This is a genomic window from Streptomyces sp. H27-H1 (genome assembly GCF_026627445.1).
Classification (GTDB): domain Bacteria; phylum Actinomycetota; class Actinomycetes; order Streptomycetales; family Streptomycetaceae; genus Streptomyces.
Genome location: NZ_JAPNLJ010000026.1, coordinates 1 through 26,184 on the forward strand (window position 1 = coordinate 1; position 26,184 = coordinate 26,184).

General features: G+C 71.7%; 20 protein-coding genes and 2 pseudogenes. 8 read left to right on the top strand and 14 right to left on the bottom strand.

Translation table 11 applies throughout. The features are described from left to right. Nucleotides 1-287 precede the first annotated feature (287 nt). Entirely contained in the window at nucleotides 288-1,724 is a 1,437-nt protein-coding gene (locus OTB20_RS25585) for a non-reducing end alpha-L-arabinofuranosidase family hydrolase (RefSeq protein ID WP_267820867.1), read from the bottom strand. Nucleotides 1,725-2,199: 475 nt separating this feature from the next. Here OTB20_RS25585 and OTB20_RS25590 point away from each other — a divergent pair. Then, nucleotides 2,200-2,981, top strand: a pseudogene (locus OTB20_RS25590) (transposase family protein). A gap of 276 nt (nucleotides 2,982-3,257) precedes the next feature. Here the strand turns inward: OTB20_RS25590 and OTB20_RS25595 are convergent. The 4 genes from OTB20_RS25595 to OTB20_RS25610 all read right to left on the bottom strand — a co-directional run bounded on the left by OTB20_RS25595 (nucleotide 3,258) and on the right by OTB20_RS25610 (nucleotide 7,061). After that, nucleotides 3,258-4,448, bottom strand: coding sequence for an acyl-CoA dehydrogenase family protein (locus tag OTB20_RS25595; RefSeq protein ID WP_267755555.1), 1,191 nt, complete (start codon nucleotides 4,446-4,448; stop codon nucleotides 3,258-3,260). 332 nt (nucleotides 4,449-4,780) lie between these two features. Then, a complete protein-coding gene (locus OTB20_RS25600) occupies nucleotides 4,781-5,302 on the bottom strand; it encodes a hypothetical protein (RefSeq protein ID WP_267820869.1) in 522 nt (173 codons plus the stop codon). Nucleotides 5,303-5,325: 23 nt separating this feature from the next. Further along, nucleotides 5,326-6,162 (bottom strand): class II fructose-bisphosphate aldolase, encoded by an 837-nt coding sequence (locus OTB20_RS25605; protein ID WP_267820871.1) that lies wholly within the window; start codon nucleotides 6,160-6,162, stop codon nucleotides 5,326-5,328. Further along, nucleotides 6,159-7,061: an SIS domain-containing protein gene (locus OTB20_RS25610; RefSeq protein WP_267820873.1), complete on the bottom strand. Its 903-nt coding sequence runs from the start codon at nucleotides 7,059-7,061 to the stop codon at nucleotides 6,159-6,161. The genes OTB20_RS25605 and OTB20_RS25610 overlap by 4 nt, the downstream gene beginning before the upstream one ends. 193 nt (nucleotides 7,062-7,254) lie before the next feature. Between OTB20_RS25610 and OTB20_RS25615 the strand changes: the two genes are divergently transcribed. Both OTB20_RS25615 and OTB20_RS25620 read left to right on the top strand, forming a co-directional pair. Further along, the gene (locus OTB20_RS25615; RefSeq protein WP_267820874.1) at nucleotides 7,255-8,034 is read left to right on the top strand and encodes a DeoR/GlpR family DNA-binding transcription regulator; all 780 of its coding nucleotides are present in this window, start codon (nucleotides 7,255-7,257) and stop codon (nucleotides 8,032-8,034) included. 268 nt (nucleotides 8,035-8,302) lie between these two features. Next, the gene (locus tag OTB20_RS25620) at nucleotides 8,303-9,073 is read left to right on the top strand and encodes an MBL fold metallo-hydrolase (RefSeq protein ID WP_267820876.1); all 771 of its coding nucleotides are present in this window, start codon (nucleotides 8,303-8,305) and stop codon (nucleotides 9,071-9,073) included. Between the two features lie 24 nt (nucleotides 9,074-9,097). Here OTB20_RS25620 and OTB20_RS25625 read toward each other — a convergent pair whose 3' ends face one another. The 3 genes from OTB20_RS25625 to tdh all read right to left on the bottom strand — a co-directional run bounded on the left by OTB20_RS25625 (nucleotide 9,098) and on the right by tdh (nucleotide 12,588). Then, complete coding sequence (locus OTB20_RS25625; RefSeq protein WP_267820878.1) at nucleotides 9,098-10,012, bottom strand: LysR family transcriptional regulator; 915 nt, start codon at nucleotides 10,010-10,012, stop codon at nucleotides 9,098-9,100. 166 nt (nucleotides 10,013-10,178) lie between these two features. Next, nucleotides 10,179-11,399 (bottom strand): glycine C-acetyltransferase, encoded by a 1,221-nt coding sequence (locus OTB20_RS25630; protein ID WP_267820880.1) that lies wholly within the window; start codon nucleotides 11,397-11,399, stop codon nucleotides 10,179-10,181. Between the two features lie 157 nt (nucleotides 11,400-11,556). Then, a complete protein-coding gene (tdh, locus tag OTB20_RS25635; protein ID WP_267755534.1) occupies nucleotides 11,557-12,588 on the bottom strand; it encodes an L-threonine 3-dehydrogenase in 1,032 nt (343 codons plus the stop codon). Between the two features lie 208 nt (nucleotides 12,589-12,796). On the opposite strand from tdh, the gene OTB20_RS25640 reads away from it, so the two are divergent. Further along, complete coding sequence (locus tag OTB20_RS25640; protein WP_267820882.1) at nucleotides 12,797-13,708, top strand: alpha/beta hydrolase fold domain-containing protein; 912 nt, start codon at nucleotides 12,797-12,799, stop codon at nucleotides 13,706-13,708. 136 nt (nucleotides 13,709-13,844) lie between these two features. Here OTB20_RS25640 and OTB20_RS25645 read toward each other — a convergent pair whose 3' ends face one another. The 5 genes from OTB20_RS25645 to OTB20_RS42865 all read right to left on the bottom strand — a co-directional run bounded on the left by OTB20_RS25645 (nucleotide 13,845) and on the right by OTB20_RS42865 (nucleotide 18,215). Continuing rightward, on the bottom strand, nucleotides 13,845-14,564 hold the full coding sequence (locus OTB20_RS25645; RefSeq protein ID WP_267820884.1) for a class I SAM-dependent methyltransferase: 720 nt from the start codon (nucleotides 14,562-14,564) through the stop codon (nucleotides 13,845-13,847). Between the two features lie 117 nt (nucleotides 14,565-14,681). Beyond that, nucleotides 14,682-15,119, bottom strand: a complete 438-nt coding sequence (locus OTB20_RS25650; protein WP_267820885.1) for a helix-turn-helix domain-containing protein — start codon at nucleotides 15,117-15,119, stop codon at nucleotides 14,682-14,684. Continuing rightward, nucleotides 15,116-17,311 (bottom strand): ferrous iron transport protein B, encoded by a 2,196-nt coding sequence (gene feoB, locus OTB20_RS25655; RefSeq protein WP_267820887.1) that lies wholly within the window; start codon nucleotides 17,309-17,311, stop codon nucleotides 15,116-15,118. Before feoB ends, OTB20_RS25650 begins: the two co-directional genes overlap by 4 nt. After that, entirely contained in the window at nucleotides 17,308-17,535 is a 228-nt protein-coding gene (locus OTB20_RS25660) for a FeoA family protein (RefSeq protein ID WP_267820889.1), read from the bottom strand. The genes feoB and OTB20_RS25660 overlap by 4 nt, the downstream gene beginning before the upstream one ends. 140 nt (nucleotides 17,536-17,675) lie before the next feature. Next, a complete protein-coding gene (locus OTB20_RS42865) occupies nucleotides 17,676-18,215 on the bottom strand; it encodes a methylglyoxal synthase (RefSeq protein ID WP_420716485.1) in 540 nt (179 codons plus the stop codon). 112 nt (nucleotides 18,216-18,327) lie between these two features. Here OTB20_RS42865 and OTB20_RS25665 point away from each other — a divergent pair, with 112 nt between their 5' ends. Beyond that, complete coding sequence (locus tag OTB20_RS25665) at nucleotides 18,328-20,751, top strand: SpoIIE family protein phosphatase (RefSeq protein ID WP_420716486.1); 2,424 nt, start codon at nucleotides 18,328-18,330, stop codon at nucleotides 20,749-20,751. 286 nt (nucleotides 20,752-21,037) lie between these two features. On the opposite strand, the pseudogene OTB20_RS25675 reads toward OTB20_RS25665, so the two are convergent. Next, nucleotides 21,038-21,274 (bottom strand): annotated as a pseudogene (locus tag OTB20_RS25675) (IS30 family transposase); the annotation flags it as partial. A gap of 214 nt (nucleotides 21,275-21,488) precedes the next feature. Between OTB20_RS25675 and OTB20_RS25680 the strand changes: the two are divergent. Genes OTB20_RS25680 through OTB20_RS25690 form a run of 3 tightly spaced genes read left to right on the top strand, consistent with a single transcriptional unit; the run spans nucleotide 21,489 to nucleotide 26,122 of the window. Continuing rightward, nucleotides 21,489-22,958: an aldehyde dehydrogenase family protein gene (locus OTB20_RS25680; RefSeq protein ID WP_267820891.1), complete on the top strand. Its 1,470-nt coding sequence runs from the start codon at nucleotides 21,489-21,491 to the stop codon at nucleotides 22,956-22,958. Continuing rightward, complete coding sequence (locus OTB20_RS25685; protein ID WP_267820892.1) at nucleotides 22,955-24,520, top strand: APC family permease; 1,566 nt, start codon at nucleotides 22,955-22,957, stop codon at nucleotides 24,518-24,520. Before OTB20_RS25680 ends, OTB20_RS25685 begins: the two co-directional genes overlap by 4 nt. A 57-nt stretch (nucleotides 24,521-24,577) precedes the next feature. Then, complete coding sequence (locus OTB20_RS25690) at nucleotides 24,578-26,122, top strand: GMC family oxidoreductase (protein ID WP_267820893.1); 1,545 nt, start codon at nucleotides 24,578-24,580, stop codon at nucleotides 26,120-26,122. Nucleotides 26,123-26,184 lie beyond the last annotated feature (62 nt).

The following is a 26,184-nucleotide window of genomic DNA, read 5'->3' on the forward strand; positions in this document are numbered from 1 at the left end:
CCAGGCGTACAGCCACTCCGTTCGCGGCAGACCCCGAGAAATCACAGAACGTGACAACTACGTGATCGCCCAGGGCCTGTGCCTGTTTCGCCCAAGGCTCCCCACCGCGCCTATCTGCGCGACCTCTTAGCCGCGGCCGGAAGAAATACCGTCATGCACAGAAGGATTATCGCCAAGGCGAGGACGCGTTTCGACGACCGCTGAAGTGTGAATGTCACTGCTTGAGTCCCCTATTCGGTTGGGAGATGAAGGGGTGGCGTCGGCGGGGACCGCCAGAAGCCGGACCTCTAGCGCTGCAGTGTCAGCACGCCCGGCCGGTACGGCAGGAGGCCGTAGTCCATGCCGTCGGTGCTGGGGTCGCGCCCCTGGTAGAGGAGCTGGAGGTTGCAAGGGTCGATGGTCTTGGTCTGGTCGGGGTTGGTGCGGACCAGATCGCCGTGGCTGATGTCCTTGGTCCAGGTGGCGCCGCTGTTGGCCTTGCCGGCGAAGGGGTTGGTCACGGTGTCGGCCTGCGGTGTCCAGGTGCCGCCGAGGCTGGTGGCCGTGAATGAGCGGAAGTAGCGACCGTACCCTGTGTAATTCTGGGCCTCGACGAGCATGAGGTACTGGTTCTGACCCTGGACCTTGTAGACCTCAACTGCCTCGAACAGGTTGAGCGGCGTGTCGCTCATGATCTTCGTGAACGAACCGAAGGTGCCCGGGAAGTTACCGATGGGCATGCTGGCGCGGTAGATGCCGCCCTCATCGTCGGCGAAGAACATGTACATGTTCGCGTCGTCGCCGATGAGGGTCACGTCGAGGGGACCCCCCTTCGGGAGGGTGCCTGTGAAGAGTTCCTGCTGCGGGCCCCAGCCGTTGGGGTTGGTGGGGTCGCTCGAGGTGCGGTAGGAGAAGCTGTATGGCCAACCCCCGTTGTAGGCGAGCACCCAGAGGTTCTTCGGGGCGAAGTAGAACAGCGTCGGCGCGATGCCGTCGAAGGAAATCGTGTTCTGGGTGGCGGTGGCCATGTCGGACCAGTTCGTGAAGGGGCTGAAGGTCGTCAACCCCCAGCGCCCCTGGTCACCGGCGAGGGTGTTGTGCGTCGTGGCATAGACGAGGTGCTGGCCGTTGTACTTCACGGTGGTGAAGTCCTTGAGCGAGGCCCACCCCGGCTTCGGCTGCGCCAGCGGAGCCGTTGAGGTCCACCGGTAGGTCGACGGGAGGGCACACGCGTTGCTCGCCCCGGACAGGCCGGTCCACTTCTGGTTGGTGCCGCCGTGGCACGACCAGAGCTGCGCCCCCGTGCCGTTGGCCGTACCCCAGCCCGAGACCTCCAGGCACAGCCCGGACCGCACGCCGATGACCGTGCCGTCGGGGTTCACCCGCCACTGCTGGTTCTCACCGCCGGTGCACGTCCAGATCTGCACCGGGGTACCCGACGTGGTGGCGCCACCCCGGGCATCCAGGCACTTGTTGCCATACACGGTCAGCTGGCTGCTGTCCGTCAGCGTCCACTGCTGGTTAGCGCCGCCGTGGCAGTCCCAGATGTGCACGTTCGCGCCGTCGGTCTGGCTGAAGCCCGCCACATCCAGACAGCGGCCGGAAGCAACACCCCGCACGTCGCTGGTGGCGGCCGCCTGAGCCGGCGGGCCGACGACGAGCAGCGCCGCCAACGCGGCCAGGGCCGCGACCACGGCGGCGAGCACCGCGGACAGGCGTCCGCGGCTGGAATTTTGTCTGCGCATCGAGATCTCCTTTGTGACCGGATGAGCTGTCACACGGTTCAGGCAGGCGCAACCTGTCCTCGGCGCCTGCGGATCCGGCTGGACCGGTCACGACGCGTCGGAGCGGCTACCAGGTGTGGCCCCTGGGGTTGGTGTCCCTGCGGTAGTGGGGGACGCCGGAGGTTTGTTAGCGCTAACAATTTGCAGTTCGCGCACCGGCGTTGGAGGAAGAGAAACAGGGGCCTGGTCGACTGTCAAGATCTTCTGCAAGAATCCGCCGGATCACTTAAGCAACATCAGGACGGCCAACCGCACCGGGAGTCGATGGAGCCGAGGCCCGGCGAACCGACCTCAACCCGGAATGGCACCGCACTGAGCCCTTTCCAACCTGCTGGTGGGGCAGCGTGGTTGCGATGTTGCAGGACTGTACGACGTAGCGAAGCTCCTGGTAGACGGGTTCTCGACCAAGATCACCCGTGTCCGCCAGGAGCTTCGTGTGCTTGTTTACCCATCCGCAGTCGATCTGTCCACCCAGACCCTGCGGTACCTGGCGGGGCAGCTCCGCTCCCGGCAGAGGGAGATCGGGACACGGTGGCGGCGCCTTCCCACCGGCCGTCAAGCCCTGCTCGCCCTGGCCCACCTGCGGTGCGGCGACAACTACGCCCGGCTTGCTGCCGGGTTCGGTGTCGGCATTGCGACCGTCTACCGCTACATACGCGAGGCCGTCGACGTCCTGGCCGCCCTCGCCCCGGCCCTGGCCGAGGCGATGAAGACCATCCGGACCAAGGCGTTCGTGATCCTGGACGGCACGCTGCCGCCGATCGACCGGATCGCCGACGACACCCCGTACTGCTCCGGGAAACACAAGCGCCACGGCATGAACGTCCAAGTCCTCACGGATCCGTTCGGCCGCCTGCTGTGGGCTTCACCCGCATCGCCCGGTTCCACCCACGATCTGACCGCCGCACGACAGCACGGAATCATCGACGCGCTCGCCGATGCCGGTGTGAAGTGCTGGGCGGGCAAGGCGTACCAGGGCGCCGGCCGCCACATCCGCGTACCGTTCAGAGGCCGTCGGCTCAAGCGGTGGAAGCGGCGGTACAACAGCACCCACGCCAAGATCCGCTGCCTCGGCGACAGGCCATGGCGACCCTGAAGGGCTGGCGCCTGCTACGCAAGCTCCGCTGCAGCACCAACCGGATCACCGACATCGTCAAGGCCGTCGTAGTCCTCCACCACGCCTCAACCCGAGGTTGGAAAAGGCTCCGTGACACGTAGTGCGGCGACCATAACCCGCTCCACGTCGCCGACCTTGATGAGTTCACCCTGTCGCACCAGATCCCACGTCGACGGGAAGCCTGGAGCGGATGCACCGCTCCAGATCGTCAGCTCCGCCGGTGTTAGGGCCCCTTGGCCTCCGCAGGTGCCCTTCCGCCGGACCGCCCAACGCCATAGCCGACGGAGTCTCAGCTGGGCGGCCCCAGGGTGCCAGGGACCGCGCCTGGTGCCAACCATCCCTCTTTTGTGCCAACTAAAAATCCTCGTCACAACCCGTCAGCGGCGTACGCGCGGCATGCCGAGGCCGATCCACGAGATGATCTCGCGCTGGATCTCGTTGTTGCCGCCGCCGAAGGTGAAGATGACCGCGCTGCGGTAGCCGCGCTCCAGCTCCCCGTGCAGGACCGCGCCCGCGGAGCCGTCCTTGAGGAAGCCGGCCGCGCCGACCACCTCCATCAGCCAGGCGTACGCGTCCCTGCGCGCCTCGGAGCCGTAGACCTTCACCGCGGAGGCGTCCTGCGGGGTGAGGTTGCCGTCCTGTACGGCGTTGACCATCTGCCAGTTCAGCAGCTTCATCGCGTCGAGACGGGCGTGCGTGCGCGCGAGGCGGCCGCGGACCCAGGAGAGGTCGATGACCCGGCGGCCGTCGGCGAGCTTGGTCTCGGCGGCCCAGCGCTGGACGTCGTGCAGGGCGCGGATGGCCATGGTCCCGTGGGCGGCGAGGGTGACGCGTTCGTGGTTGAGCTGGTTGGTGATCAGCCGCCAGCCCTTGTTCTCCTGGCCGACGCGGCGGCTCGCGGGAACGCGGATGTTCTCGTAATAGCTGGCGGTGGTGTCGTGCGAGGCCAGCGTGTTGATGAGGGTGCAGGAGTATCCGGGGTCGGAGGTCGGCACCAGGAGCATGGTGATGCCCTTGTGCGCGGAGGCGTCCGGGTCGGTGCGGACGGCGAGCCAGACCCAGTCGGCGGTGTCGCCGTTGGTGGTCCAGATCTTCTGCCCGTCGACCACGTAGGTGCCGGTCTCCTCGTCGCCCTCGCGGACCGCCTTGCACTTGAGGGCGGCGAGGTCGGTACCCGCGTCGGGCTCGCTGTAGCCGATGGCGAAGTCGATCTCGCCCGCGAGGATCTTGGGCAGGAAGTACGCCTTCTGCTCGTCGGTGCCGAACTGCATGATGGTCGGCCCGACGGTGTTGAGCGCCATCAAGGGCAGCGGTACGACGGCCTGCGCGGCCTCGTCGAAGAAGATGAACTGGTCCATGGGCGACATCCCGCGCCCGCCGTACTCCTTGGGCCAGCCGACTCCGAGCCATCCGTCGGCTCCGAGCCGGCGGATGGTCTCCCGGTAGAAGCGCTTCTGCGCGGCCGGGTCCTCGTACCGGGCGTAGACGTCCGCGGGGACCAGCTCGGCGAAGTAGGCGCGCAGCTCGGTGCGCAACTGCTGCTGCTCAGGCGTGTATTCGAGGTGCACGGCCCCTCCGGGTCTCTTGTGGCTCAAGGTCGCGCGGCCGTCCGCCGCCGCCGCGGGGGCAGACTAGAACCTGTTCCAAGAATCCGGAAGGGTCAGCGGGCCACCACCCCGATTCCGCCCCGGCCTGGCCGGATCAGAACCTTGATGTGGTCCTCGGGCCGGCGCAGGGAGGCGAAGGCCGCGTCGAGCCCGCCGAAGCCCGCTTCTCCCGTGACCAGGGCCCCGCCTTCAATGCCGGCGCCGCCGCCCTCCCCCTGGGTGGGACGTCTCCTCCGGGGCGTACGCCCCGGCTCCGGCGCGGGACCAGCGACGCGGGGCCGCGGGGCCGCGGCTCAGGCGTAGTAGAAGACGAAGTCGAAGTAGACGAGGTCGCGTATGCCGTCGAAGGAGAAGGTGCCCGAGGGGACCACGTTGAGGCCTTCCTCCAACGCGCGCTTGTCGTAGGTGTCGCTCTGCCGCCAGCCCGCGCTGGCGGGTATGTACGGTTGCAGCGGGCCGGGCACGGCGGACAGCGGCTTGACCTCGAAGTGGTGGGCGGGATCCCGCGTGATGCGGTTCGCGGAGCCCCGCTTGAGGTGGGCGGTCCCGACCAGGCGCATGCGGACGTCCGGGCCCGGTACCGTCCGCTCGCTGTCGGACTCGTCGATGTTGTAGCCCAGCCAGTGGGCGTCGGACACGTCGCCCAGCGCGGTCCAGAAGCGCCTGTTCAGCGGTCCCACGTCGGTGCGGACCTTCTCCGCGCTCTCCTCCTCGGGCCACACCGCGTAGCCGAGCCCGGCCGCGCCGAGGAGCAGCGGGGCCCCCAGTCCCAGGAGAAGCCGCCGTCTGCTGGTAAGGCCCCGCTGTGTGCCCATCAAGTCCCCCGGTAACCGTTCTCTCAGTTCAGGGCGCTGATCATAGCGGCGGCGGTCGCCGTCATGGCCTTCCGTGCAGCGGTCAAATACGGGCGGGGATCCGCCGAGGTCAGGTGGGTGCGGATGGCTTCCGTCATCGCCACGTTGAGCGCGGTACCGATGTTGACCTTGCGGATGCCGCCGGCGACGGCTGCGGCGAGTTCCGCGTCCGGCAGCCCGGAGGAACCGTGCAGCACCAGCGGTACGTCCACCGACTTGGCGAGGCGGCCGAGCAGCGCGTGGTCCAGGGCGGCGGTGCGGCTGGTCATGGCGTGGCTGCTGCCGATGGCCACGGCCAGCGCGTCCACTCCGGAGTCTGCGACGAACCGCCGCGCCTCGTCGGGGTCGGTACGGGCGCCGGGAGCGTGCGGATCCAGCGGCTCGGCCCCGTTCTTCCCGCCGACCTCGCCCAGCTCTGCTTCGATCCAGAGCCCGTTGACGTGGGCCCAGTCGGCGGCGGAGCGGGTGGCCTCCAGGTTGTCCGCGTAGGACAGGTGCGCGGCGTCGTACATGACCGAGCCGAATCCGGCGTCCACGGCCTGCCGCAGCAGTTCGGAGCTCTTGACGTGGTCCAGGTGCAGCCCGACGGGCACCCCGGCGGCCTCGGCGATGGCCACGGCCGCGCGGCTGATCGGCAGCAGCGCTCCGCCCCGGAACTTGACGGCGTTCTCGCTGAGCTGGAGGACGACGGGCAGCCCGGCCGATTCGGCGCCGGCGACGACCGCTTCGGCGTGCTCCAGCGTGATGATGTTGAAGGCGGCTACGGCGCGGCCCTGGGCGGCGGCCTCCAGGACGAGCCGGCCGGCGGGGACGAGGCTCATCGGACCGCCTCCTCGCCCGTGGTGAGGATGACCGACCGGGTCAGATTGCGCGGCGCGTCCGGGTCGAGGCCCTGGTGGGCGGCGACGGCGACGGCGAGACGGTGTACGCGGACCAGCTCGGCGAGCGGGTCGAGGTGGCCCGCCACCCACTGGGCTCCGGTCCCGCGGACCTGTTCGGCGAGCCCTTCGGGTGCGTCGCCGAGCGACCAGGTGGCGGTGCCGGGCGCCGAGACGCTGATGGGGCCGTGCCGGTACTCCATGGCCGGGTAGGACTCGGCCCAGGCCAGGGCGGCTTCGCGCATCTTCAGCGCGGCCTCGTTGGCGAGTCCGACGCTCCAGCCCCGCCCGAGGAAGGTGAACTGTTCCCGGGTCTCCAGCTCCGAGGGGAGCGGCTCGGCGAGTGCGGCGCGCCCGTCGGCGACGACGGACGGGCTGTGCAGGCCGACGTGGGCGCGCAGCAGGGTGAGGGCCGTGGTGGCGAACCGGGTCTGGACGACGGAGCGCTCGTCGGCGAAGTCCAGTACGACGAGTGCGTCGGCGAGGGTGATGACGGGGGTGGCGGGGTCCCCGATGACGGCGGTGGTGGGCACGCCCGCGTCCCGGAGTCCGGCCAGCAGGTCGAGGACCTCGGTGGTGGTTCCGGACCGGGTCAGCGCGACGACCCGGTCGTAGCGCCGGTGGCGGGGGAACTCGGACGCGGGGAAGGCGTCGGTCTCGCCCTGCCCGGCCTCCTCCCGCAACACGGCCGCGGCCTGGGCCATGTAGTACGAGGTCCCGCATCCGACGATAGCGGTACGCTCCCCCGGCCGTGGCAGCGCCGCCCGGTGTTCCGGGGCCAGTTCGGCGGCCCGTTCCCAGCATGCGGGTTGCGTGCCCAACTCGTACGCGACATGGCTCATGGCGGCTCCCTAGCGCGGTGCGTGTACCTCTGAATGCGTGTTCCTGCAAGATACGGGGCTCTTTCGCGCAACTTCAAGCATCTCAGGGGTGATCTCCTGCGTTAATGTCGATACGTAGGCCAAGAGGGCGCATCGAACGGGGTACCGACCCGGCGGCGGACCGAACGGCGAAGCGAAGACCGAAGGGCGGCCGATGACCCGCAAGGAACGCTGGCAGACACTGCTGGACCTGCTGGTGGAGCGGGGCGAACTGGAAGTGGAGCCCGCCGCCGAGGCCCTGGGCGTGTCCGCCGCCACCATCCGGCGCGACCTCGACCAGCTCGCCGAACAGCAGCTGCTGGTCCGCACCCGCGGCGGAGCGGTCATGCACGGGGTCTCGTACGAACTCCCCCTGCGCTACCGCACCTCGCGCCGGGCCGCCGAGAAGGGACGCATCAGCGAGACCGTCGCGGCGCTCATCGTGCCGGGCGAGGTCATCGGCCTGACCGGCGGCACCACGACCACCGAGGTGGCGCGCGCCTTGGCCGGCCGCGCCGACCTCGCCACCGGATCCCCCGCCCTCACCGTGGTCACCAACGCGCTGAACATCGCGGGAGAGCTGGTCATCAGACCGCAGTTCAAGATCGTGCTGACGGGCGGTGTGGCCCGGCCCCAGTCCTACGAGCTCACCGGCCCCCTGGCGATGGAAGTGCTCGGCCAGCTCTCCGTGGACACCGCCGTCGTCGGCGTGGACGCCTTCGACCCGGCCGACGGGGCCGCCACCCGCCACGAGGACGAGGCGGCCATGAACCGGCTGCTCTGCCAACGCGCCCGCCGCGTGGTGATCGCGGCCGACTCCAGCAAGCTGGGCGTCCGCGCCTTCGCCCGCATCGTCGCCACCGACGCCGTGGACATCCTGGTGACGGACACCGGACTGGACCCGGCGGTCGCCGCGGAGTTCGAAGCCGCGGGCGTGGAGGTCATCCGCGTCTAGTGCTGTGGCCGGGAAGGTTTGCCGGGTCGCGGTGTCCGGCGCGGTGCATCGCAAGGCGGAGGACCACGACCCGTACTGGACGTACCGGCGTGGTCCGACAACGCAGGGGGCACCTCCCAGCGGTAGCTGGGGGAGAAGTGCCGTGCCGGGCGCCGCGACACGGTGAACCTTTCCGGTCACAGCACTAGGGCGCGAGGACGTGTCCGGCGGGCCCTGCGGCCACAGCACCGGCGGTGTGGTTGCGGGGGTCGCCGGTAAAGTCCGCCGGATGGCCGACGATCTTCTGCGACTCACCGTGCTGGGCAGCGCCACGCCCTACCCCGCCGCCGACAACCCCTGCTCCGGCTACCTGCTCGAAGGCGGCGGTGCGCGGATCTGGGCGGACGCCGGCACCGGGACCCTGGGGCCACTGCAACAACACGTCGGGCTCGGCGAGTTGGATGCGATATGGATCTCACACCTGCACGCCGACCACACGGCCGACCTGCTCACCGCGTACTACGGCCTGCTGTACGCGGACGTACGACGACCCTCGCCTCTCCCCCTCTACGGGCCGCCCGGCATCGCGGACCGGCTGGCCGCTTTCCTCACCAACGGCCCGGGCCCCAGCCCCGTCGAGGCCGCCTTCGCGGTCCACGAGCTCCACGACGGCCACCACGCGCGGGTCGGCGGGCTCCACCTGACCAGCCGGGCGGTTTCCCACGGCATGCCGGCCTTCGCCCTGCGTGCCTCGGCCGGGGGCGCGTCGCTGGTGTACTCCGGTGATACGGCGCCGTGTCCGGCCTTGACCCGCCTCGCCGAGGACTGCTCGCTCCTGCTGTGCGAAGCCGACAGCCCGGCCCACCCGGCCGGTGCCGAGCCCGTGCACCACACCCCCGAGGAGGCCGGCGACACCGCGCGCGCCGCCCGCGCCGGACAGCTCGTCGTCACGCACGTGGGCCGGGAGCTGGCCCCGGCCGAGGCCGTCGCGCGCGCCGCCGCCCGCTACCCGGGACCGGTCGGCTACGCCGCGCCCGGCGCCGTCTTCACGATCGGGTAGGTCCCGGGCGCGGCGCCGGACCGGTCAGTGCTCCGGGAGACGGTCCGCCTCGCGGGTCAGGGCCGCCAGGACCGGAGCGATCAGCGGGTGAGCCCCGGCGCCGCGCCGGGTGGCGGCGAAGACGCGGCGGGTGGGCGCCGGACCGGACACCGGGCGGACCCGGACCTCCTTGAGGTCCATGCCGCGCAGCGCCGAACGCGGTACCAGGGCTACTCCGGCGCCGGCGCCGACCAGGGCCACCACGGCCCGGAAGTCGTCGGAGGAGTGCACCAACCGGGGCTGGAAGCCCGCTAGTTCGCAGGCGAGGAGCATCACGTCGTGGCAGGGGTTGCCAGGGTACTGGCCCACCCAGTCCGCATCGGAGAGATCGGCCAGGGACACCTCGGGCAGGTCGCCGAGCGGGTGCCCGGACGGGAGGACCGCGTCGAAGGGTTCGGCGTAGAGCGGGAGCACGGACAGCCGGCCGTCGGCGGCGCCCGGGGCGCCGCGGTACTCGACGGCCAGCGCCAGGTCCGCCTCCCCGTCGAGCAGGAGCAGCAGGCTCTGGTCGCCCTCCGCGTCCCGTACGCGCAGCCGGATCCCGGGGTGGTCCGCGGCGAGCCGGGTGATGGCCGGGGCGAGCACCTCGGCGATGCCGGTGGCGAAGGCGGCCACGGTGACCTCGCCCGCCGAGCCGCCCGCGTAGGCGGCGAGTTCCGCTTCCGCCCGCTCCAGCTGTGCGAGCACCTCGTGGGCGTGCCCGAGCAGGATCTCCCCGGCCGCGGTCAGCCGTACGCCGCGGCCGCTGCGGGTCAGCAGGGTGTGCCCCGTCTCCTGCTCCAGCGCCGCGAGCTGCTGGGACACGGCGGAGGGGGTGAGGTACAGCGCTGCGGCCGCGGCGGTCACCGTACGGTGGTCCGCCACGGCCCGCAGAATGCGCAGCCGGCGGGGGTCGATCACCCCGCCATTCTCGCAGGCCGGGCGGGGGTGCCCGCCAGCGGCCGCGGGGCCGGCCGCGGGGCCCGGCCGGTGGCCTCCGCAGGCCCGCACCGGCCGGCGCGGTCCCGGAGGCGGGCGCCGGTGTCCGGGATCCCAGGACCCGCGCCGGGCCCGGTGGCCGGGTGGGTCAGGCCGCGGAGCCCGCCTGGGCCGCCAGCGCCGAGCGGGCGTCGACGAAGGCCGCGATCGCGCGTTCCACGTCGGCCGTCGAATGGGCGGCCGAGAGCTGGACGCGGATCCGCGCCGCGCCCATCGGCACCACCGGGTAGGAGAAGCCGATCACGTAGACCCCGCGCTCCAGCAGCAGATCCGCCATCTTGGCCGCCTCCGCCGCGTCGCCGATCATCACGGGGGCGATGGCGTGGTCGCCGGGCAGGATCTCGAAGCCGGCCTCGGTCATCTTCGTACGGAAGAGCGCGGTGTTGGCGGCCAGCCGCTCGCGCAGGTCGTCGGCCGACTCCAGCAGGTCGAGCACCTTGAGGGAGGCCGCCGCGATGACCGGGGCGAGGGAGTTGGAGAAGAGGTACGGGCGCGAGCGCTGGCGCAGCAGCTCGACGATCTCGGTGCGCGCCGCGACGTAGCCGCCGGAGGCCCCGCCCAGCGCCTTGCCGAGGGTGCCGGTGATGATGTCCACGCGGTCCATGACCCCGTGCAGTTCCGGGGTGCCGCGGCCGCCGGGGCCGACGAAGCCGACGGCGTGCGAGTCGTCGACCATGACCATGGCGTCGTAGCGGTCCGCGAGGTCGCAGATCTCGGCGAGCGGGGCGACGTAGCCGTCCATGGAGAACACGCCGTCGGTGACGATGAGGCGGCGCCGGGCGTCCTGCGACTCCTTGAGCCGGGTCTCCAGCTCGGCGAGGTCGCGGTTGGCGTACCGCAGGCGGCGGGCCTTGGAGAGGCGGATGCCGTCGATGATCGAGGCGTGGTTGAGGGCGTCGGAGATCACCGCGTCCTCGGGGCCGAGGATGGTCTCGAAGACTCCGCCGTTGGCGTCGAAGCAGGAGGAGTAGAGGATCGTGTCCTCCTGGCCGAGGAAGGCGGAGAGCCGCGCCTCCAGCTCCTTGTGCACCTCCTGCGTACCGCAGATGAAACGCACGGAGGCCATGCCGTAGCCCCAGCGGTCCAGGGCCTCCTTCGCGGCGGTGACGACCTCGGGGTGGTCGGCGAGGCCGAGGTAGTTGTTGGCGCAGAAGTTGAGCACCTCGCCAACCGCGCTGCCGGCGCCGCCCGAGGTCACCGCGACGGCGGCGTTCTGCGGGGTGCCGATGACGCGCTCGGGCTTGTGCAGACCCGCGGCGCGGATCTCGTCGAGGGTCGTACGGATGTCCGCGCGGACGGTCTCGAACATGTGCGGTGCTCTCTTTCTCCTGGTGCGGCGGAGGGAGGGGGCCGGGCCCCGCGGAGGGGGGTGGTGCGGGGCCCGGCCGGAGGGAAATGGTCTGTGGGGCTGAACGCCAGGGCGCCCGTGCCCGAGCTGTTGCGCCCGAGCGGCTGCGCCCGGACTGCTACGCCTGGGTCCAGTCCAGGATGATCTTGCCGCTGCGGGCGGTGGCCGCCTCGTCGAACGCGGCCTCGAAGTCCCCGTAGGCGTACCGGCCGGTGATGACGGGGCTGAGGTCGAGCCCGCCCTCCAGCAGCACGGTCATCGCGTACCAGGTCTCGAACATCTCGCGGCCGTAGATGCCCTTGATCGTGATCATCGAGGTGACGACCTTGGCCCAGTCGACGGCGAAGTCCTGCGCCGGCAGGCCGAGCATGGCGATCCGGCCACCGTGCGTCATGTTGTCGATCATGTCCCGCATGGCCTCGCCGCGGCCGGACATCTCCAGGCCGATGTCGAAGCCCTCGCGCAGGCCGAGTTGGGCCTGCGCGTCGGCGATCGTCGCCTTCGAGACGTCGAGCGCGAGCGTGGCGCCGGCCTTGCGGGCGATCTCCAGGCGCTCGGGGCTGACGTCGGTGATGACCACGTTGCGCGCTCCCGCGTGCCGGGCCACGGCCGCCGCCATGATCCCGATCGGGCCCGCGCCGGTGATCAGTACGTCCTCGCCGACCAGCGGAAAGGAGAGCGCGGTGTGCACGGCGTTGCCGAACGGGTCGAAGATCGCCGCGACATCGAGGTCCACCTTCGTGCGGTGCACCCACACGTTCTGCGCGGGCAGCACCACGTACTCGGCGAAGGCCCCGTCGCGGCCCACCCCGAGACCGATCGTGCTGCGGCACAGGTGGCGGCGCCCGGCCAGGCAGTTGCGGCACTTCCCGCACACCAGGTGGCCCTCGCCGCTGACCAGCGCGCCGATCTCGATGTCCGACACCTCGGAGCCGAACGCGGCCACCTCGCCGACGAACTCGTGGCCGAGCACGAGGGGGGTCTTGACGGCGCCCTGTGCCCAGCCGTCCCAGGAGCGGATGTGCAGGTCGGTCCCGCAGATGCCGGTGCGCAGCACCCTGATCAGCACGTCGCCGGAGCCGTACTCGGGCTCGGGAACGTCCATGAGCCACAGCCCGGGCTCGGCCTTGTGCTTGACGAGTGCCTTCATGGGCGTGGCTCCAGGCATGCGGAAGGAAGCGCTACGGGGCGTGCGGGCCGGGCAGCGTTCGGACAGCACCAATCTGCCGACCCGCGGGGTGATCAGTCCATCGAGACTTTCTTAAGCGGGTCGACAGCCCAGCTTCACGCCTATGCTCCTCGGGTGTCGGGCAGGGGCCGGGGAGCGCTCCGAGCCGGAAATGGGGAGGTGGGGGGGCGTGCCGAGTCTGCGCAGCAAGGCACTTTCGGTCGCGCTGATCGCGGCGGGACGGCGAAGACGGTTCGCAAGCGCCGAGGCGGTCCACACCCGGGTGGCCGAATCGGCGCGGCGCCCGGCGTCGCACGTTCCCCCGCGTTCGCTGGGCCGGGTCGCGGAGGTCTCGCGGACCTACGTGGGGGCCTGGCCGGTCTACGAGGTATCGCCGCTCGGAGTGGAGCCGGTCGCCCGGGTGCTGTACGTGCACGGCGGCGGGTACATCAACGAACTGGTCCGGCCGCACTGGTCGATGATCCGGACCCTGGTCACGCGGGCGCACGCCCGGGTCGTCGTACCGGCGTACATCCTGGCCCCGCGCGGCACCGCCGACCGGACCGTCCCGGTCGCCGCCGACCTCCTCAGCGGCCTCATCGCGAGCGGGGGCGCCGGCGGCACCGTGCTCCTCGGGGATTCGGCGGGCGGCGGGCTGGCGCTGGCCGCCGCGCAGCGGCTGCGCGACCGCAGCGGAGCGCAGCCGTCCCGGATCGTGTTGATCTCGCCCTGGCTGGACCTGTCCATGAGCCACCCCGACCAGGCCGCCATCGAGGCGGGCGACCCGATGCTGGCCCGCCCCGGACTGCGGGAGGCCGGGCGGCTGTACGCGGGCAACCTGGCGGCCGACGACCCCCGGGTGAGCCCCCTGCACGGCTCGTTCGCGGGGCTGGCCCCGATGACGGTGTTCACGGGCACCCGGGACGTCCTGACGACCGACAGCCGCGAACTGCTGACCCGGGCGCGGGCGGCCGGCGCCGAAGTGGAGTTCATCGAGGAGCCGGGGCTGCCGCACGGCTACCCGCTGATGCCGGTCCCCGAGGGCAGGGCGGCCCGCGACCGGATCGTGGAACTGGTCCGCGCGGCGGCGGCCGAGGTCTGAGGCGCCGCGGGACGGGGCCTCGCGGCGGCTCGGACCGGCCGCAGGGTCGGCTGGTCCCCGCCGCGGCCGGCCGGACGCCCGCTTGCTCGGGCTCGGCCGACGGGGCGGATCCGATGCCCGTGCCCACGGGCTGGGTTCAGGCTGCGACGCAGTTCATCAGGGAGCCGACGGGGGCCGTGCGGTAGCGGGCCCAGTACGTCTCGTCCCGGGTCGCGCACGCGGGCGGGGTCCGGGTCGGCTGCCAGGCCACGGTGGCGAAGCCGGCGTCGGCGGCGGCCTCGGCGAAGTCGGCGTGGGCCCATTCCCGGCATTCGAAGGGGACCGGCGGGTCGGTTTCCAGCCGGGCCCGCAGCAGCGGGGCGTCGCCGCCGGGCGAGCGCTCGACGACGCTGATGCCGTACGGCTTCCAGTCCGCGTAGGGGAAAGCCCCCGGGTTCGGCACGATGGCGAGGAGCCGGCCGCCGGGGCGCAGGTTGGCGCGTACGGCGCGGAACATGGCGTGCAGGGCGATCCGGTCGTGGGCCTGGTTGAACAGGTACACGGCGGTGGCCAGGTCGAACGGCCCGAGCGCCGGCATGCCGGCCGCCGCGTCCGCGACGACGTACTCGACGGCGTGCGCGAGATCGGCGCCGCTCTCCCGCGCCCGGCGAATGCGCTCGGGGCAGCTGTCGACGCCCACCGTCCTGCGGGCCCCGCCGCTCGCCAGCAACCGGGTGATGCTGCCGTGGCCGCAGGCCAGGTCGAGGGTGTCGAGGCCGCGGACACCCCCGAGTGCGTCCAGGGCCGTGCTCAGGGTGAAGGCGTCGGCGACCGAGAAGGCCGGCGGGGGCGTTGACGTGTCGTACTGCTGTCGCATGTCCGCAAGCCTTCCCTGACGGTGGCCCCGGGGGCGGTCCACGCGTCGGACCTCCCCCGCAAGGGTGAGGGCGATCGGGTGAGTCCGTACGGCGTACGGGGCTACGGGACCAGGGAGCTACGGGGCGGGGCGGCCCGAACCCTCACCGCGCGGTACCGGGGTCAGAGCGACCAGGGCCGTCCTCGAGGATCCGGCGGACCCGTCGGGGCAGGTCGTCCCGCATCCGCGTGAGGCGAAGAAGCAGCCCGAGCAGTCCGGGGCCCCGATCTCCTCGCGGCGGAGCCGGCCCTTGCGGACCCAGTACGCGGCCAGGTCGGCCGCCTCGGCCCGGTCGATGCCCAGCCGGTCGGCGATCTGCGCGAGACCCTCGCCGGGGGCGGCCTCCTCGAAGGCGCGCAGCAGCCGGCGCAGCATGCCGGACCCGGTGCCTGCGCCGGACCCGGTGCCTGCGCCGGTCCCGCCGGTCCGTCCGGTCACACCCGTCCATCCGATTCCGCCGGTCCATCCGATTCCGCCGGTCCATCCGGCTCCGCCGGCCCATCCGGTTCCGCTCACCACATCAGCCTCGCGATCTGGAAGACGCCGACGGCCAGCAGCCAGGCCGCCGCGAGTTGGATGCCGAAGCCGATGACGGTCAGCCGGGTGCCGATCTCTGCCCGCTGCGCGGCCAGGGTGGCCATGCACGGGGTGTAGGCGAGGATGAAGACGAGGAAGGCGAGCGCGGCCGCCCGCTGGTGTCCGCCGGAGGATTCCTCGAAGGTGGCGTGCAGGCGCGCGGTGAGCCTGGGGTCGCCGCCCTCCTCGGCCGAGTAGGTCTGGGCGAGGGTGGAGATCACGCCCTCCTTGGCGATCAGCCCGGTGCCGAGCGCGGCCGTGGCGTGCCAGTCGCCGAAGCCGGCCGGGGCGACGAGGGACGCCGTCCCGCGGGTCACCGCGCCGAAGACGCTCTGTTCGACGTCCACCTTGCCGAAGCCGCCGTGGCCGGCGCCCGCCGGGACGGCCATCAGCAGCCAGACGGCCGCGGCGGTGGCCACGATGATGCCGCCGGCCGTGCGCAGGAACGCCGTGAGCTTCTGCCAGACCTGGGCGCCGGTGACGCGCACGGTGGGCAGCCGGTACGGGGGCAGTTCCAGGACGAGCGGTTCCTCCTTCATGTCCTTGAACAGCAGGGGTCGCAGGATCAGGCCCATGACGATCACCAGCAGCACGGAGGCGACGTAGAGGAAGAAGACGACGGTGCCGGAGTTCGAGCCGAAGAAGACGTCCGCGATCATCACGTAGACGGCGAGGCGGGCGGTGCAGCTCATGTACGGGATGAGCAGGCCGACGAGCAGCCGGTGCGAGCGGCGGTTGAGGATCCGGGTCCCGGCGAGGGCGGGGACGTTGCAGCCGAAGCCGACGACGAGCGGCAGGAAGGCCCGGCCGGGCAGCCTCAGGGTCCGCATCAGGCGGTCGGCGACGAACGCGGCGCGGGCGAAGTAGCCGGAGTCCTCCAGCAGGGCCAGCAGCAGGAACATGATGATCATCAGCGGGACGAAGGTGAGCAGCTGGCCCACCCCGTTGATCAGGCCGTCCACCAGCAGCCCGGTCAGCCAGCCGGGCGCGTGGACGGCTTCCAGGAGCCGGTCGGCGCCCCCGCTCACGGGCCCGGAGACGAAGGCCCCGAGGCCGTCCTGGAGGGGCTTGGCCAGGACGGTGGTGGCCTGGAAGACACCCCACATGACAGCGAGGAAGAACGGTATGCCGAATCCGCGGGACAGCAGCAGCCGGTCCACCCGGTCGGTGAGGGTGGGCCGGGCCCCGGCCGGGCGGGGCGCCGCGCGTTCGATGACGGCGTGTGCCCAGGCGTAGCGGGCTTCGGCCACGAGCAGTTCGGCGTCGGTGTCGGAGCCTGCACCCTCGGTCCCGCCGCCTTCCGCCCCGGCGCCTTCCGCCCCGGCGCCCTCCGTCCCGCCGCCCTCCGTCCCGCTGCCGTCGGCCGTCGCGGCGAGGCGGTCCGCCGCGGCACGGGCCCGCTCGGCCAGCTCCGCCGGAACCTCCGGCGGCTCCTCCCCGCAGAGGAGGCTGACGGCCAGCCACCGCGCGGGGTGCGGGGTCCGCCCGCCGGCCTCCGCGGCGAGGGCCGCCAGTTCGGCGGCCACGGGCGAACCCGCCACCCAGGCGGAAGTCCGCCCGTGCGGGGGCGCTGCGGGGGCCAGGGCGTCACCGACAGCTTCGGCGAGTAGCTCCAGCCCGGTCCCGGAGCGTCCCCCCACCGCTACGACGGGCAGCGCGAGCTCGCGGGCCAACGCCTCCGGGCCGGGGGGCGCGCCGCGCCGGGCGGCGACGTCGGTCATGGTGAGCGCGACCACGAGGGGGATGTCCGTGTCGAGGATCTGCGAGAGCAGGTACAGGTTGCGGGCCGGGTTGGCCGCGTCGAGGGCGAAGACCACCGCGTCGGGTCGCTCCCCCGCCGGCGCGGTCAGCACGTCGCGCACCAGCGCCTCGTCCGGGGAGTCGGGCAGCAGGCTGTAGGAGCCGGGCAGGTCGGCGAGGCGCAGCCGGCGACCGCTCGCGGTGCGCCAGTCGCCCTGGGCGACGGAGACGGTCTTGCCCGGCCAGTTGCCGACGCGCTGGTGGGCGCCGGTGAGGGCGTTGAAGAGGGTCGACTTGCCGACATTGGGATTGCCGACGATGGCGACGAACGGCGCGCCCGTCCGCCGCTCCGCCGTGGCGGTCGCACCGCCCCCGGCGGCGTGACAGCTCATCGCGCACACCTCAGCCGGCCGGCGGTACGGGAATCCAGCGCGACCCGGGTGTCACCGAGCCCTACGAGCAGGCCTCCGGTGGCGCCCCGGGCGATCACGGTGACGTCCGCGCCCGGCACGAAGCCGAACTCGAGGAGCCTGCGCCGGCTCCCGCCTGCCTGACCGGGGCCGATCCCCGTGATGCGTACGGTCGTCCCGGGACGGCTGTCGATGAGCGACGGCACCGGACCTCCTTCTTCGGCTCCACTTAGGTAAACCTAAGCAGTCGAGGGAGTGCCCACAGCCGGGCAAAGACCCTGATCGACCGGGACTTTCAGCCCTCTGCTCCCGGCCGGACATCGGCCGATCGGCCGGGGGCCCGGGATCACCCGGGGTTCGGCCCGGCGACCGGGGTGCCGCCCCGCCGCCGGTCGCAGGTGGCAGGCCGCCGGACGCGGGTCGCAGGTCCACGAGGTGGCGGACTACGGGATCGGACGCCGGACGCCGCCGGGTCGGCGACCTGCCCTTCGAGGGGGAATCCATCCTCGGACACGGCCTCCGCGCTCGCCGGATTCAGCGCTACGGGAATGTTGCGGAGCACGGCAATACGAACGAGGGCGAGTACGTCGTGAACATGCGGGGCGGCCCACAAAGGGTCCCAGACGAACGAGCGAGGTGACGTCGCCGGAATGACCATCGAGCCGATCTGCCGGCCACCGCCGTGCGGCCCGGACCCAACCGCCCTGAGCTGCAAGCCCTGTTCCGATCTGAGCAGCCGGGCGGTGGAGCTGCTCCCCACCAGTCCGGGCCGGGTCACGGCACGGTGATTGCGCCGTACCCAATTCAGCAGGTCGACCTTCCTCCGGTCATGCGCCACGAGAGCGACCGTCAGCCGACGCCGACCCCACGGATTTCCTTGCGCCATTCAGGGAATGAAATTCCGAATGACGCAGTCGCGCGTCCGATAATCGGACGGGATTCGACGGGGAGGGTCCTGGGGGTGTGCGAAAGCACCGTCCCGAGGGCATTCTGAAGGGGTGACGGCGAGATCGGACACCAGCGGCCCCGTCACGGACGCCACGGCCCGGGTGCTCGCGCGGGCCGCTCTCGACGCCATGGGGGCCGCCGGCGGGTACGCGAGCGGGGTATACCTGCGCTCCGGCACCGAGGGTCTGCTGCTGATGGCGACCGTGACCGGGCTCCCGGGACCGCTGTTCCGCCCCTGGTGGCGGATGCAAGTGAACCGCCCGTACCCCGTCGCCGAGGCCTACCGGTCCGGCCAGTCCGTGCACCTGCCCGACGCCGAATCGGCGATGCGGCGCTTCCCCCAGCTGATGGCCGGGCTGCCGTTCCCCTTCGGCTCGCTCTACGAGCCCGTGACCCGCGGCCGCGAGCGCTACGGCGTCCTCCTGGTACTGCGCCCCGCGACCCCCGGGGTCCCGGTCGGGCCCGGCGACCGCAAACGGCTGCGGGCGGTGGCGGCCCGGCTGGCCGGGGAGCTGGCCGCCCTGGCCGCGGGCGGCGCCTCGGTGACCTGGGAGGGCGACCCGGTGTACCTGCCCGGACCGGGCGCGGCGGGCGGCCCGGCACTCAGTTCGCCGGGCCGCCCGGCGACGGGCGCCAAGGGCGGTCCGCCGGCCGGCACGGCAGGCGAACCCCCGGGCAGCCTCCCGGGCAGCTCCGCGGCCGGCGCCCGCGCGGCCGTGGACCGGCTGGACATGGCCGTCCTGTCCGTGGACCGGCAGGGCCTGATCGGCTTCGCGAACTCCCTCGCCCGCTCCGCCGCCACGACCCTGCTCGGCGCCGACGGGGCGGAACTCTGCGGGCGGATGCTGTGGGAGGCGCTGCCCTGGCTCGGACACCCCGCCTACGAGGACCACTTCCGGGCCGTGTACCTCTCCCCCACTCCGGTGCACTTCCAAGCCGCCCGGCGCGGACGCCAGGCGCCCCCGCACTGGCTGTCGGTGGGCCTGCATCCCGGGATCGACGGGATCACCGTCACCATCGCCGCGTCCGAACCACCCGCGTACGCACCCGAGTCGGTGGTACAGCCCGGCACGGGGCTCGGTTCGCCCGCCATGGGTTCGCCCGCCGACCGGGCCTCGGCCCTGTACCGGCCGGTGGCCCTGGCGATCGCGCTGACCGAGGCGGTGACGGCCCGCCAGGTGTCGATGGTGGTCACCGACGAGCTGCTCCCGGCCTTCGGCGGGCGCCAGTTGGCGATCTACCTGCTGGGCGAGGGGCATCTGCACCTGGCGTGGGAGACCGGTTTCCCCCAGGGGTTCCTCGACCGGTTCGACGGGGTCGCGCTGGACGTGCGGTTGCCCGGGGTCGAGACCCTCACCTCGGGCCGCCCGCTGTTCTTCGAGTCGATGCAGCACCTGGCCGCCGCCTACCCGGGGATCGAGCTGGACGCCGACGTCGGCGCCCGTGCCTTCCTCCCCCTGATCGCCTCCGGCCGGCCGGTCGGCTCCTGCATCCTCGGCTTCGACGCCCCACGGGGGTTCAGCCCGGAGGAGCGTACGGTGCTCACGGCGCTGGCCGGGCTGATCGCGCAGGCGCTGGAGCGGGCCCGGCGCTACGACAGCGAGGCGACGCTGGCCCGCGGTCTGCAGGCGGCGCTGCTGCCGCACCGGCTACCGGTGCACGAGAGCGTGGTCACCGTGGGCCGGTACCTGCCCGGCACCGTCGGGATGGACGTCGGCGGCGACTGGTACGACGTCATCGAGGCGGGCGGCGGACGGCTCGCGCTGGTCATCGGCGACGTCCAGGGCCACGGGGTGGCGGCTGCGGCCACCATGGGCCAACTACGAAGCGCGGTAAGAGCCTTCGCAATGAGCGGCAGCGAGCCGGAGCAGGTGCTGCGCGGCACGAACCAGTTGCTCATCGACCTCGATCCGGGCCAGTTCGCCAGCTGCTGCTACGTCCTGCTCGACCCGGGTTCCGGTCTCGCCCTGGCCGTCCGGGCCGGCCATCCCCAGCCGCTGCTGCGGCATCCGGGCGGCCGTACGGAGGTGCTGGACCTGCCGGGCGGAATGGTGCTCGGCATCGATGCCGAGGCCAGGTATCCGGTCACCCGGCTGCGGATCGAGCCGGGGGCGGTGCTCGCCCTCTACACGGACGGGCTGGTGGAGATCCCGGGTACTGACATCGACGCGGGAGTGGAGCGGCTGCGGGCCGCGCTGGCGGCCGCCGGTCCCGCTCCGCTGACCGAGACGGCGGACCGGCTGGTCGCCGAAGCAGGGCACTCCACCGACCGGCCGGACGACATCGCCCTGCTGCTCGCGTCCCGCACGTCCGCCCCGGAAGCGACCACCCCGGACCGGGTGGAGCCGGCCCGGACCGACTCCGACCGGGTGGATTCGGGCCGGGCGGATTCAGGCCCGGTGGTCTCGGGCCGGGCGGACCCGGACCAGGGGCGCCCGGGCCGGGCGGACCCGGACGGGGCGGACGCGCACTAGCCTCGCCGTTTCACTTGGATGCGGCTGGCTTTGGGGGACCGGGACCGGGCATGATCCGGGCCGGGTCGCCACTGATCTCGCGGTGATGCTCACCGACGGCGGTCAGGCGATCGCGGATCTGGCCGTGCGGCGGGACCAGGGCGAGGTGTTCGCCCGGTCGCCTCTACGTCCACGGCTTGGCGGTTGCTCGCCGACACCGACGAGGTGCAGTCGCTTCGCTGCAGAGCAGCCCGTGCTTCAGCCCGGGAAGTCGCCTGGATGCAGGCCACCGAGACCGGCGAGGGCACGGGGTGTTGTCTCCGAGGACGAGGCGGGGCCGGTTGTTGAGCTCGCGGGCGACTGCGTGGAGGTCTCGGAAAGTACTGTCGCAGGCGGCCGTTCGTGTTCTCGTTCGTGCCGCGTTGCCAGGGGTGTGCGGGTCACAGAAGTAGATGCGGAAGCCGGTGAAGGCCTCTGTCTCCTCGTGGAGTGTCAGCTCGCGTCCTCAGTCCCAGGTGAGAGTCTTCCTCATCCGTTCGGGCAGGTGAGCGGTCTGCGTGGCGATGGGCATTCTCGCTCGGCTACCAGCCTCAACTGAAACAGCGGGCGTCAGGCATGGCTCCCGGTTCTGCGGACAGATGCGCAGCAGGATGCCGTCCGGTTGGCCCCTCGTGTGCTGCGGAGCCCGGACGGTCCCCTTAGTGTCGGTTACAGACCGTCACAGGACCGCGTAGACCGACCCGACCGCAGGAGCCTTCATGCCGGAGCTGTTCATCGGCGGCCAATGGACCACCGCCTCGGACGGGCAGGTGCGCGAGATCCGTTGCCCAGCGGACGGCACGCTGGTAGCGACCGTGGACGAGGCGGGTCCCAAGGACGCCGCCGCCGCCGTGGCCGCCGCCCGCGAGGCATTCGACAGCGGGCCATGGCCCGGCACCCCGGCCGCCGAGCGCGGTCGGCTGCTGCTGCGCGTCGCCGGTCTGCTGGAGCGCGACAAGGCTGCGTTCGCCCGCGCCGAATCCCTGGACACCGGGAAGCGGCTGGTCGAGAGCGAATACGACATGGACGACATCGCCAACTGCTTCCGGTACTTCGGCAACCTGGCGGCCTCCGGTGGCACCGACCGGATCATCGACGCCGGCAATCCGGAAACGGACAGCAGGGTGGTGCACGAACCGGTCGGCGTCTGCTCCCTGATCACCCCGTGGAACTACCCGCTGCTGCAGACCGCCTGGAAGGTGGCCCCCGCGCTCGCCGCGGGCAACACCTTCGTGCTCAAGCCCAGCGAGCTGACCCCGCACACCGCCATCCTCCTGATGGGGCTGCTCAAGGAGGCCGGGCTGCCCGACGGCGCCGCCAACCTGGTGCTCGGCGCGGGCGCTGTCGCCGGAGCGCCGCTCAGTACCGACGAGCGGGTGGACCTGGTGTCCTTCACCGGCGGGCTGCTCACCGGACGGCGCATCATGGCCGCCGCCGCGCCCACCGTCAAGAAGATCGCCCTGGAACTGGGCGGCAAGAACCCCAACATCATCTTCGCCGACGCCGAGTTCGACACCGCCGTCGACTACGCCCTGATGGCGGTGTTCCTGCACTCCGGGCAGGTCTGCTCGGCCGGTGCCCGGCTGCTGGTCCAGGACGAACTGCACGACGCGTTCGTGGACGAGGTGGTGCGGCGGGCACAGCAGATCCGGCTCGGCGGCCCGTTCGACGAGAATGCCCGCGCCGGCCCGCTGATCTCCGCCGCGCACCGCGAGAAGGTCGAGGCGTACGTCGCGGCCGGCCTGGCGGAGGGGGCGGTGCTGCGCTGCGGCGGCGCCCGGCCCGACGACCCCGCGCTGGCCAACGGCTTCTACTACCCGCCGACGGTGCTCGACGAGTGCACCCCGGGCATGTCCGTGGTGCGTGACGAATCGTTCGGCCCGGTGCTCACCGTCGAGCGGTTCCATGACGAGGCCGAGGCGGTCGCGCTCGCCAACGACACCGTCTACGGCCTGGCCGGAGCGGTCTGGACGCAGGACAGCGAGCGTGCGCACCGGGTCGCCGCCCGGCTGCGCGCCGGAACCGTATGGATCAACGACTTCCATCCCTATGTGCCACAGGCCGAGTGGGGCGGCATGAAGCAGTCCGGCGTCGGCCGCGAACTGGGCCCGGCGGGACTGGCCGAGTACCAGGAGGCCAAGCACATCTGGCGCAACACCGCCCCCCGCCCGCAGAGGTGGTTCGAATGAGCAACCCCACCCCGGACCCCGGGTCCGCGCGCGGCGAGGTCGACAGCGACGCGGCGCTCACCGAACTGGGCTACAAGCCCGGACTCAAGCGCACACTCGGCAACTTCCACACCTTCGCCGCCGGAATCAGCTACATCTCCATCCTGACCGGCACGTTCCAGCTCTTCTACTTCGGCGTCAGCATCGGCGGGCCCGCCTACTGGTGGTCCTGGCCGATGGTCTTCATCGGCCAGCTGATGGTGGCGCTGTGCTTCTGCGAACTCGCCGCGCGCTTCCCCGTGGCGGGATCGGTCTACAACTGGGCCAAGCACACCGGCGGCCCGCACATCGGCTGGCTGGCGGGCTGGATGATGACGGTCGCGACCATGGTGTCGCTTGCCGCCGTGGCCCTGGCCTACCAGTTGACGCTCCCCCAGATCTCCAGCTTCTTCCAGATCATCGGTGACGGCACCGGCCAGTACGACGCGGCCTCCAACGCCGTACTGCTCGGCACGATCCTGATCGTCTTCACCACCGTGATCAACGCCTTCGGGGTGAAGCTGATGGCCACCATCAACTCCACCGGGGTGATCATCGAGCTGATCGCCGCGGTCGTGCTGGTGGTGCTGCTCGCCGCGCACATCACCCGCGGCCCGAGCGCCATCATGCAGACCCAGGGCCTCGGCCAGGGACAGACGCTCGGCTACTTCGGCGCGTTCCTGACCGCCTCACTCGCCTCGGCGTATGTCATGTACGGCTTCGACACCGCCTCCTCGCTGGGCGAGGAGTCCGTCGACCCGGCCCGCAACGCTCCGCGGGCCATCCTGCGCGCGCTCATCGCCTCCTTCTTCCTCGGCGGCCTGATCCTGCTGTTCGCGCTGCTGGCCACTCCTGACCTGCACGCCAAGGAACTGTCCGTGGACGGCCTGCAGTACGTGGTGAAGGCCGCGCTCGGTGAGACCATCGGCCAGGGCGTGCTGTGGTGCGTGGTCATCGCCATCACCGTGTGCGCGCTGTCCGTACAGACCGCGGGGCTGCGGCTCGCCTTCGCGATGGCCCGCGACAACAACCTGCCAGCCGGCTCGAAGCTGGCCGCTCTCCACCCGAGGTTCCGGACGCCGGTGCTGGCGACGTGCGTGATCGGCATCGTGGCGATCGCCATCCTGGTCGTCAACATCAATCAGCCGCAGATCTTCTCGGTCGTCACCAGTATCGCCATCATCATGATCTACGTTGCGTATCTGCTGGTCACCATGCCCATGCTGGTGCAGCGGCTGCGCGGCAAATGGACGCCGTCGACCGATCACTTCTCGCTGGGCCGGTGGGGCCTGCCGGTCAACATCCTGGCCGTGATCTGGGGCACCGCGATGACCATCAACCTGCTGTGGCCGCGCGCCGAGGTCTACAACGCCACCGGCCCGCAGCACTGGTACCTGCGCTGGGGCGGCGTCCTGTTCGTCGGCGTCGTCGCCGCCGGCGGCTTCGTCTACTACTGGTTCGTCCAGCGCAACAAGACCGGCGTTCTCGCCGAACACGCCATCGGGGAACCGCCGGAGCCCGCACCGGTCCACGGCGGCGCTTGATAGCCGTGCGTGAGGCCCGAACCGTACGCCCGCTCCGTGAAACGAGGAAGTTCTGACATGGACGAGTTCGACTATGTGGTGGTCGGCGGCGGAACGGCCGGTGCGGTGGTGGCCGCGCGGCTGACCGAGGACCCCAGTGTCACCGTCTGCGTACTGGAGGCCGGACCCTCGGACGTCGGCGACGACAACATCCTGCGACTCGACAAGTGGATGGCACTGCTGGAATCCGGCTACGACTGGGACTACCCGGTGGAACCGCAGGAGAACGGCAACAGCTTCATGCGCCACGCCCGCGCCAAGGTGCTCGGCGGCTGCTCCTCGCACAACTCCTGCATCGCCTTCTGGGCACCGGCCGAGGACCTCGACGAATGGGGTGCGCTCGGCTGTACCGGCTGGAGCGCCGCGGACTGCTTCCCGCTGTACCGGCGGTTGGAGACAAACGACGCACCCGGCGAGCACCACGGCCGCTCGGGTCCGGTCACCATCCGCACCGTCCCGCCGAACGACCCGTGTGGCACCGCCCTGTTGGAGGCATGCGCGGCGGCCGGCATTCCCACCACCCCGTTCAACACCGGCACGACTGTGGTGCGCGGCGCGCACTGGTTCCAGATCAACGCCCGCGAGGACGGCACCCGGTCCTCCGCGTCGGTCTCCTATCTGCACCCGGTTCTCGGCCGTCGGCCCAACCTCGAAGTGCGTACCGGCCTGCAGGCCAAGCGGCTCGTGTTCGACGCCGGCAAGCGCTGCACGGGCGTGGAGTACCTGGCGCCCGACACCATCCACACCGGGGCGGTCGGGGCGCGGCGCGAAGTGATCGTCGCCTGTGGGGCCATCGACTCGCCCAAGCTGCTGATGCTGTCGGGCATCGGCCCCGCCGGGCACCTGAAGGACTCCGGGGTGGACGTCCTCTCCGATTCCCCCGGAGTCGGCTCGAACCTCCAGGACCACCCGGAGGGCCTGGTCATGTGGGAGGCGAAGCAGCCCATGGTCTCCTCCTCCACCCAGTGGTGGGAGATCGGCATCTTCACCGACACCCGGCCGGGCCTGGACCGGCCGGACCTGATGTTCCACTACGGGTCGGTGCCGTTCGACCTGAACACCTACCGCCACGGCTACCCGACCTCCGAGAACGCCTTCTGTCTCACCCCGAACGTCACCCGGGCCCGCTCGATGGGCACCGTCCGGCTGCGGACCCGCGACTTCCGGGACAAGCCGCGCGTGGACCCGCGGTACTTCACCGACGAGCACGACGTACGGGTGATGACGCACGGCCTGCGCCTCGCGCGGGAGATCGTCTCCCAGTCCCCGATGGCCGGCTGGGCGGGCACCGAACTGGCCCCCGGCCCGGCGGCCCGGTCCGACGACGAGCTGCTGGACTACATCCGCAAGACCCACAACACCGTCTACCACCCGGCGGGCACCGTCCGGATGGGCGCGGCCGACGACCCCGCGTCGCCCCTCGACCCGCAACTGCGGGTCAAGGGCGTCACCGGGCTGCGGGTGGCGGACGCCTCGGTGATGCCGTTCCTGCCGGCGGTCAACCCGTGCATCACCACGATGATGATCGGCGAGAAGTGCGCCGACATGATCAAGTCGGCCTGACCCGACGTATCCGGCTCACCGTCAGGCTTCGGGGGACGCGATGGCCCGCGCGGCGCTGACCT

What these genes read in the sequence shown, in the direction of transcription:
- OTB20_RS25585 (WP_267820867.1), bottom strand. Translation starts at nt 1,724, where the DNA reads ATGCGCAGACAAAATTCCAGCCGCGGACGCCTGTCCGCGGTGCTCGCC.
- OTB20_RS25600 (WP_267820869.1), bottom strand. Translation starts at nt 5,302, where the DNA reads ATGGGCACACAGCGGGGCCTTACCAGCAGACGGCGGCTTCTCCTGGGA.
- OTB20_RS25605 (WP_267820871.1), bottom strand. Translation starts at nt 6,162, where the DNA reads ATGAGCCTCGTCCCCGCCGGCCGGCTCGTCCTGGAGGCCGCCGCCCAG.
- OTB20_RS25610 (WP_267820873.1), bottom strand. Translation starts at nt 7,061, where the DNA reads ATGAGCCATGTCGCGTACGAGTTGGGCACGCAACCCGCATGCTGGGAA.
- OTB20_RS25615 (WP_267820874.1), top strand. Translation starts at nt 7,255, where the DNA reads ATGACCCGCAAGGAACGCTGGCAGACACTGCTGGACCTGCTGGTGGAG.
- OTB20_RS25620 (WP_267820876.1), top strand. Translation starts at nt 8,303, where the DNA reads ATGGCCGACGATCTTCTGCGACTCACCGTGCTGGGCAGCGCCACGCCC.
- OTB20_RS25630 (WP_267820880.1), bottom strand. Translation starts at nt 11,399, where the DNA reads ATGTTCGAGACCGTCCGCGCGGACATCCGTACGACCCTCGACGAGATC.
- tdh (WP_267755534.1), bottom strand. Translation starts at nt 12,588, where the DNA reads ATGAAGGCACTCGTCAAGCACAAGGCCGAGCCCGGGCTGTGGCTCATG.
- OTB20_RS25645 (WP_267820884.1), bottom strand. Translation starts at nt 14,564, where the DNA reads ATGCGACAGCAGTACGACACGTCAACGCCCCCGCCGGCCTTCTCGGTC.
- feoB (WP_267820887.1), bottom strand. Translation starts at nt 17,311, where the DNA reads ATGAGCTGTCACGCCGCCGGGGGCGGTGCGACCGCCACGGCGGAGCGG.
- OTB20_RS42865 (WP_420716485.1), bottom strand. Translation starts at nt 18,215, where the DNA reads ATGGCGCAAGGAAATCCGTGGGGTCGGCGTCGGCTGACGGTCGCTCTC.
- OTB20_RS25680 (WP_267820891.1), top strand. Translation starts at nt 21,489, where the DNA reads ATGCCGGAGCTGTTCATCGGCGGCCAATGGACCACCGCCTCGGACGGG.
- OTB20_RS25685 (WP_267820892.1), top strand. Translation starts at nt 22,955, where the DNA reads ATGAGCAACCCCACCCCGGACCCCGGGTCCGCGCGCGGCGAGGTCGAC.
- OTB20_RS25690 (WP_267820893.1), top strand. Translation starts at nt 24,578, where the DNA reads ATGGACGAGTTCGACTATGTGGTGGTCGGCGGCGGAACGGCCGGTGCG.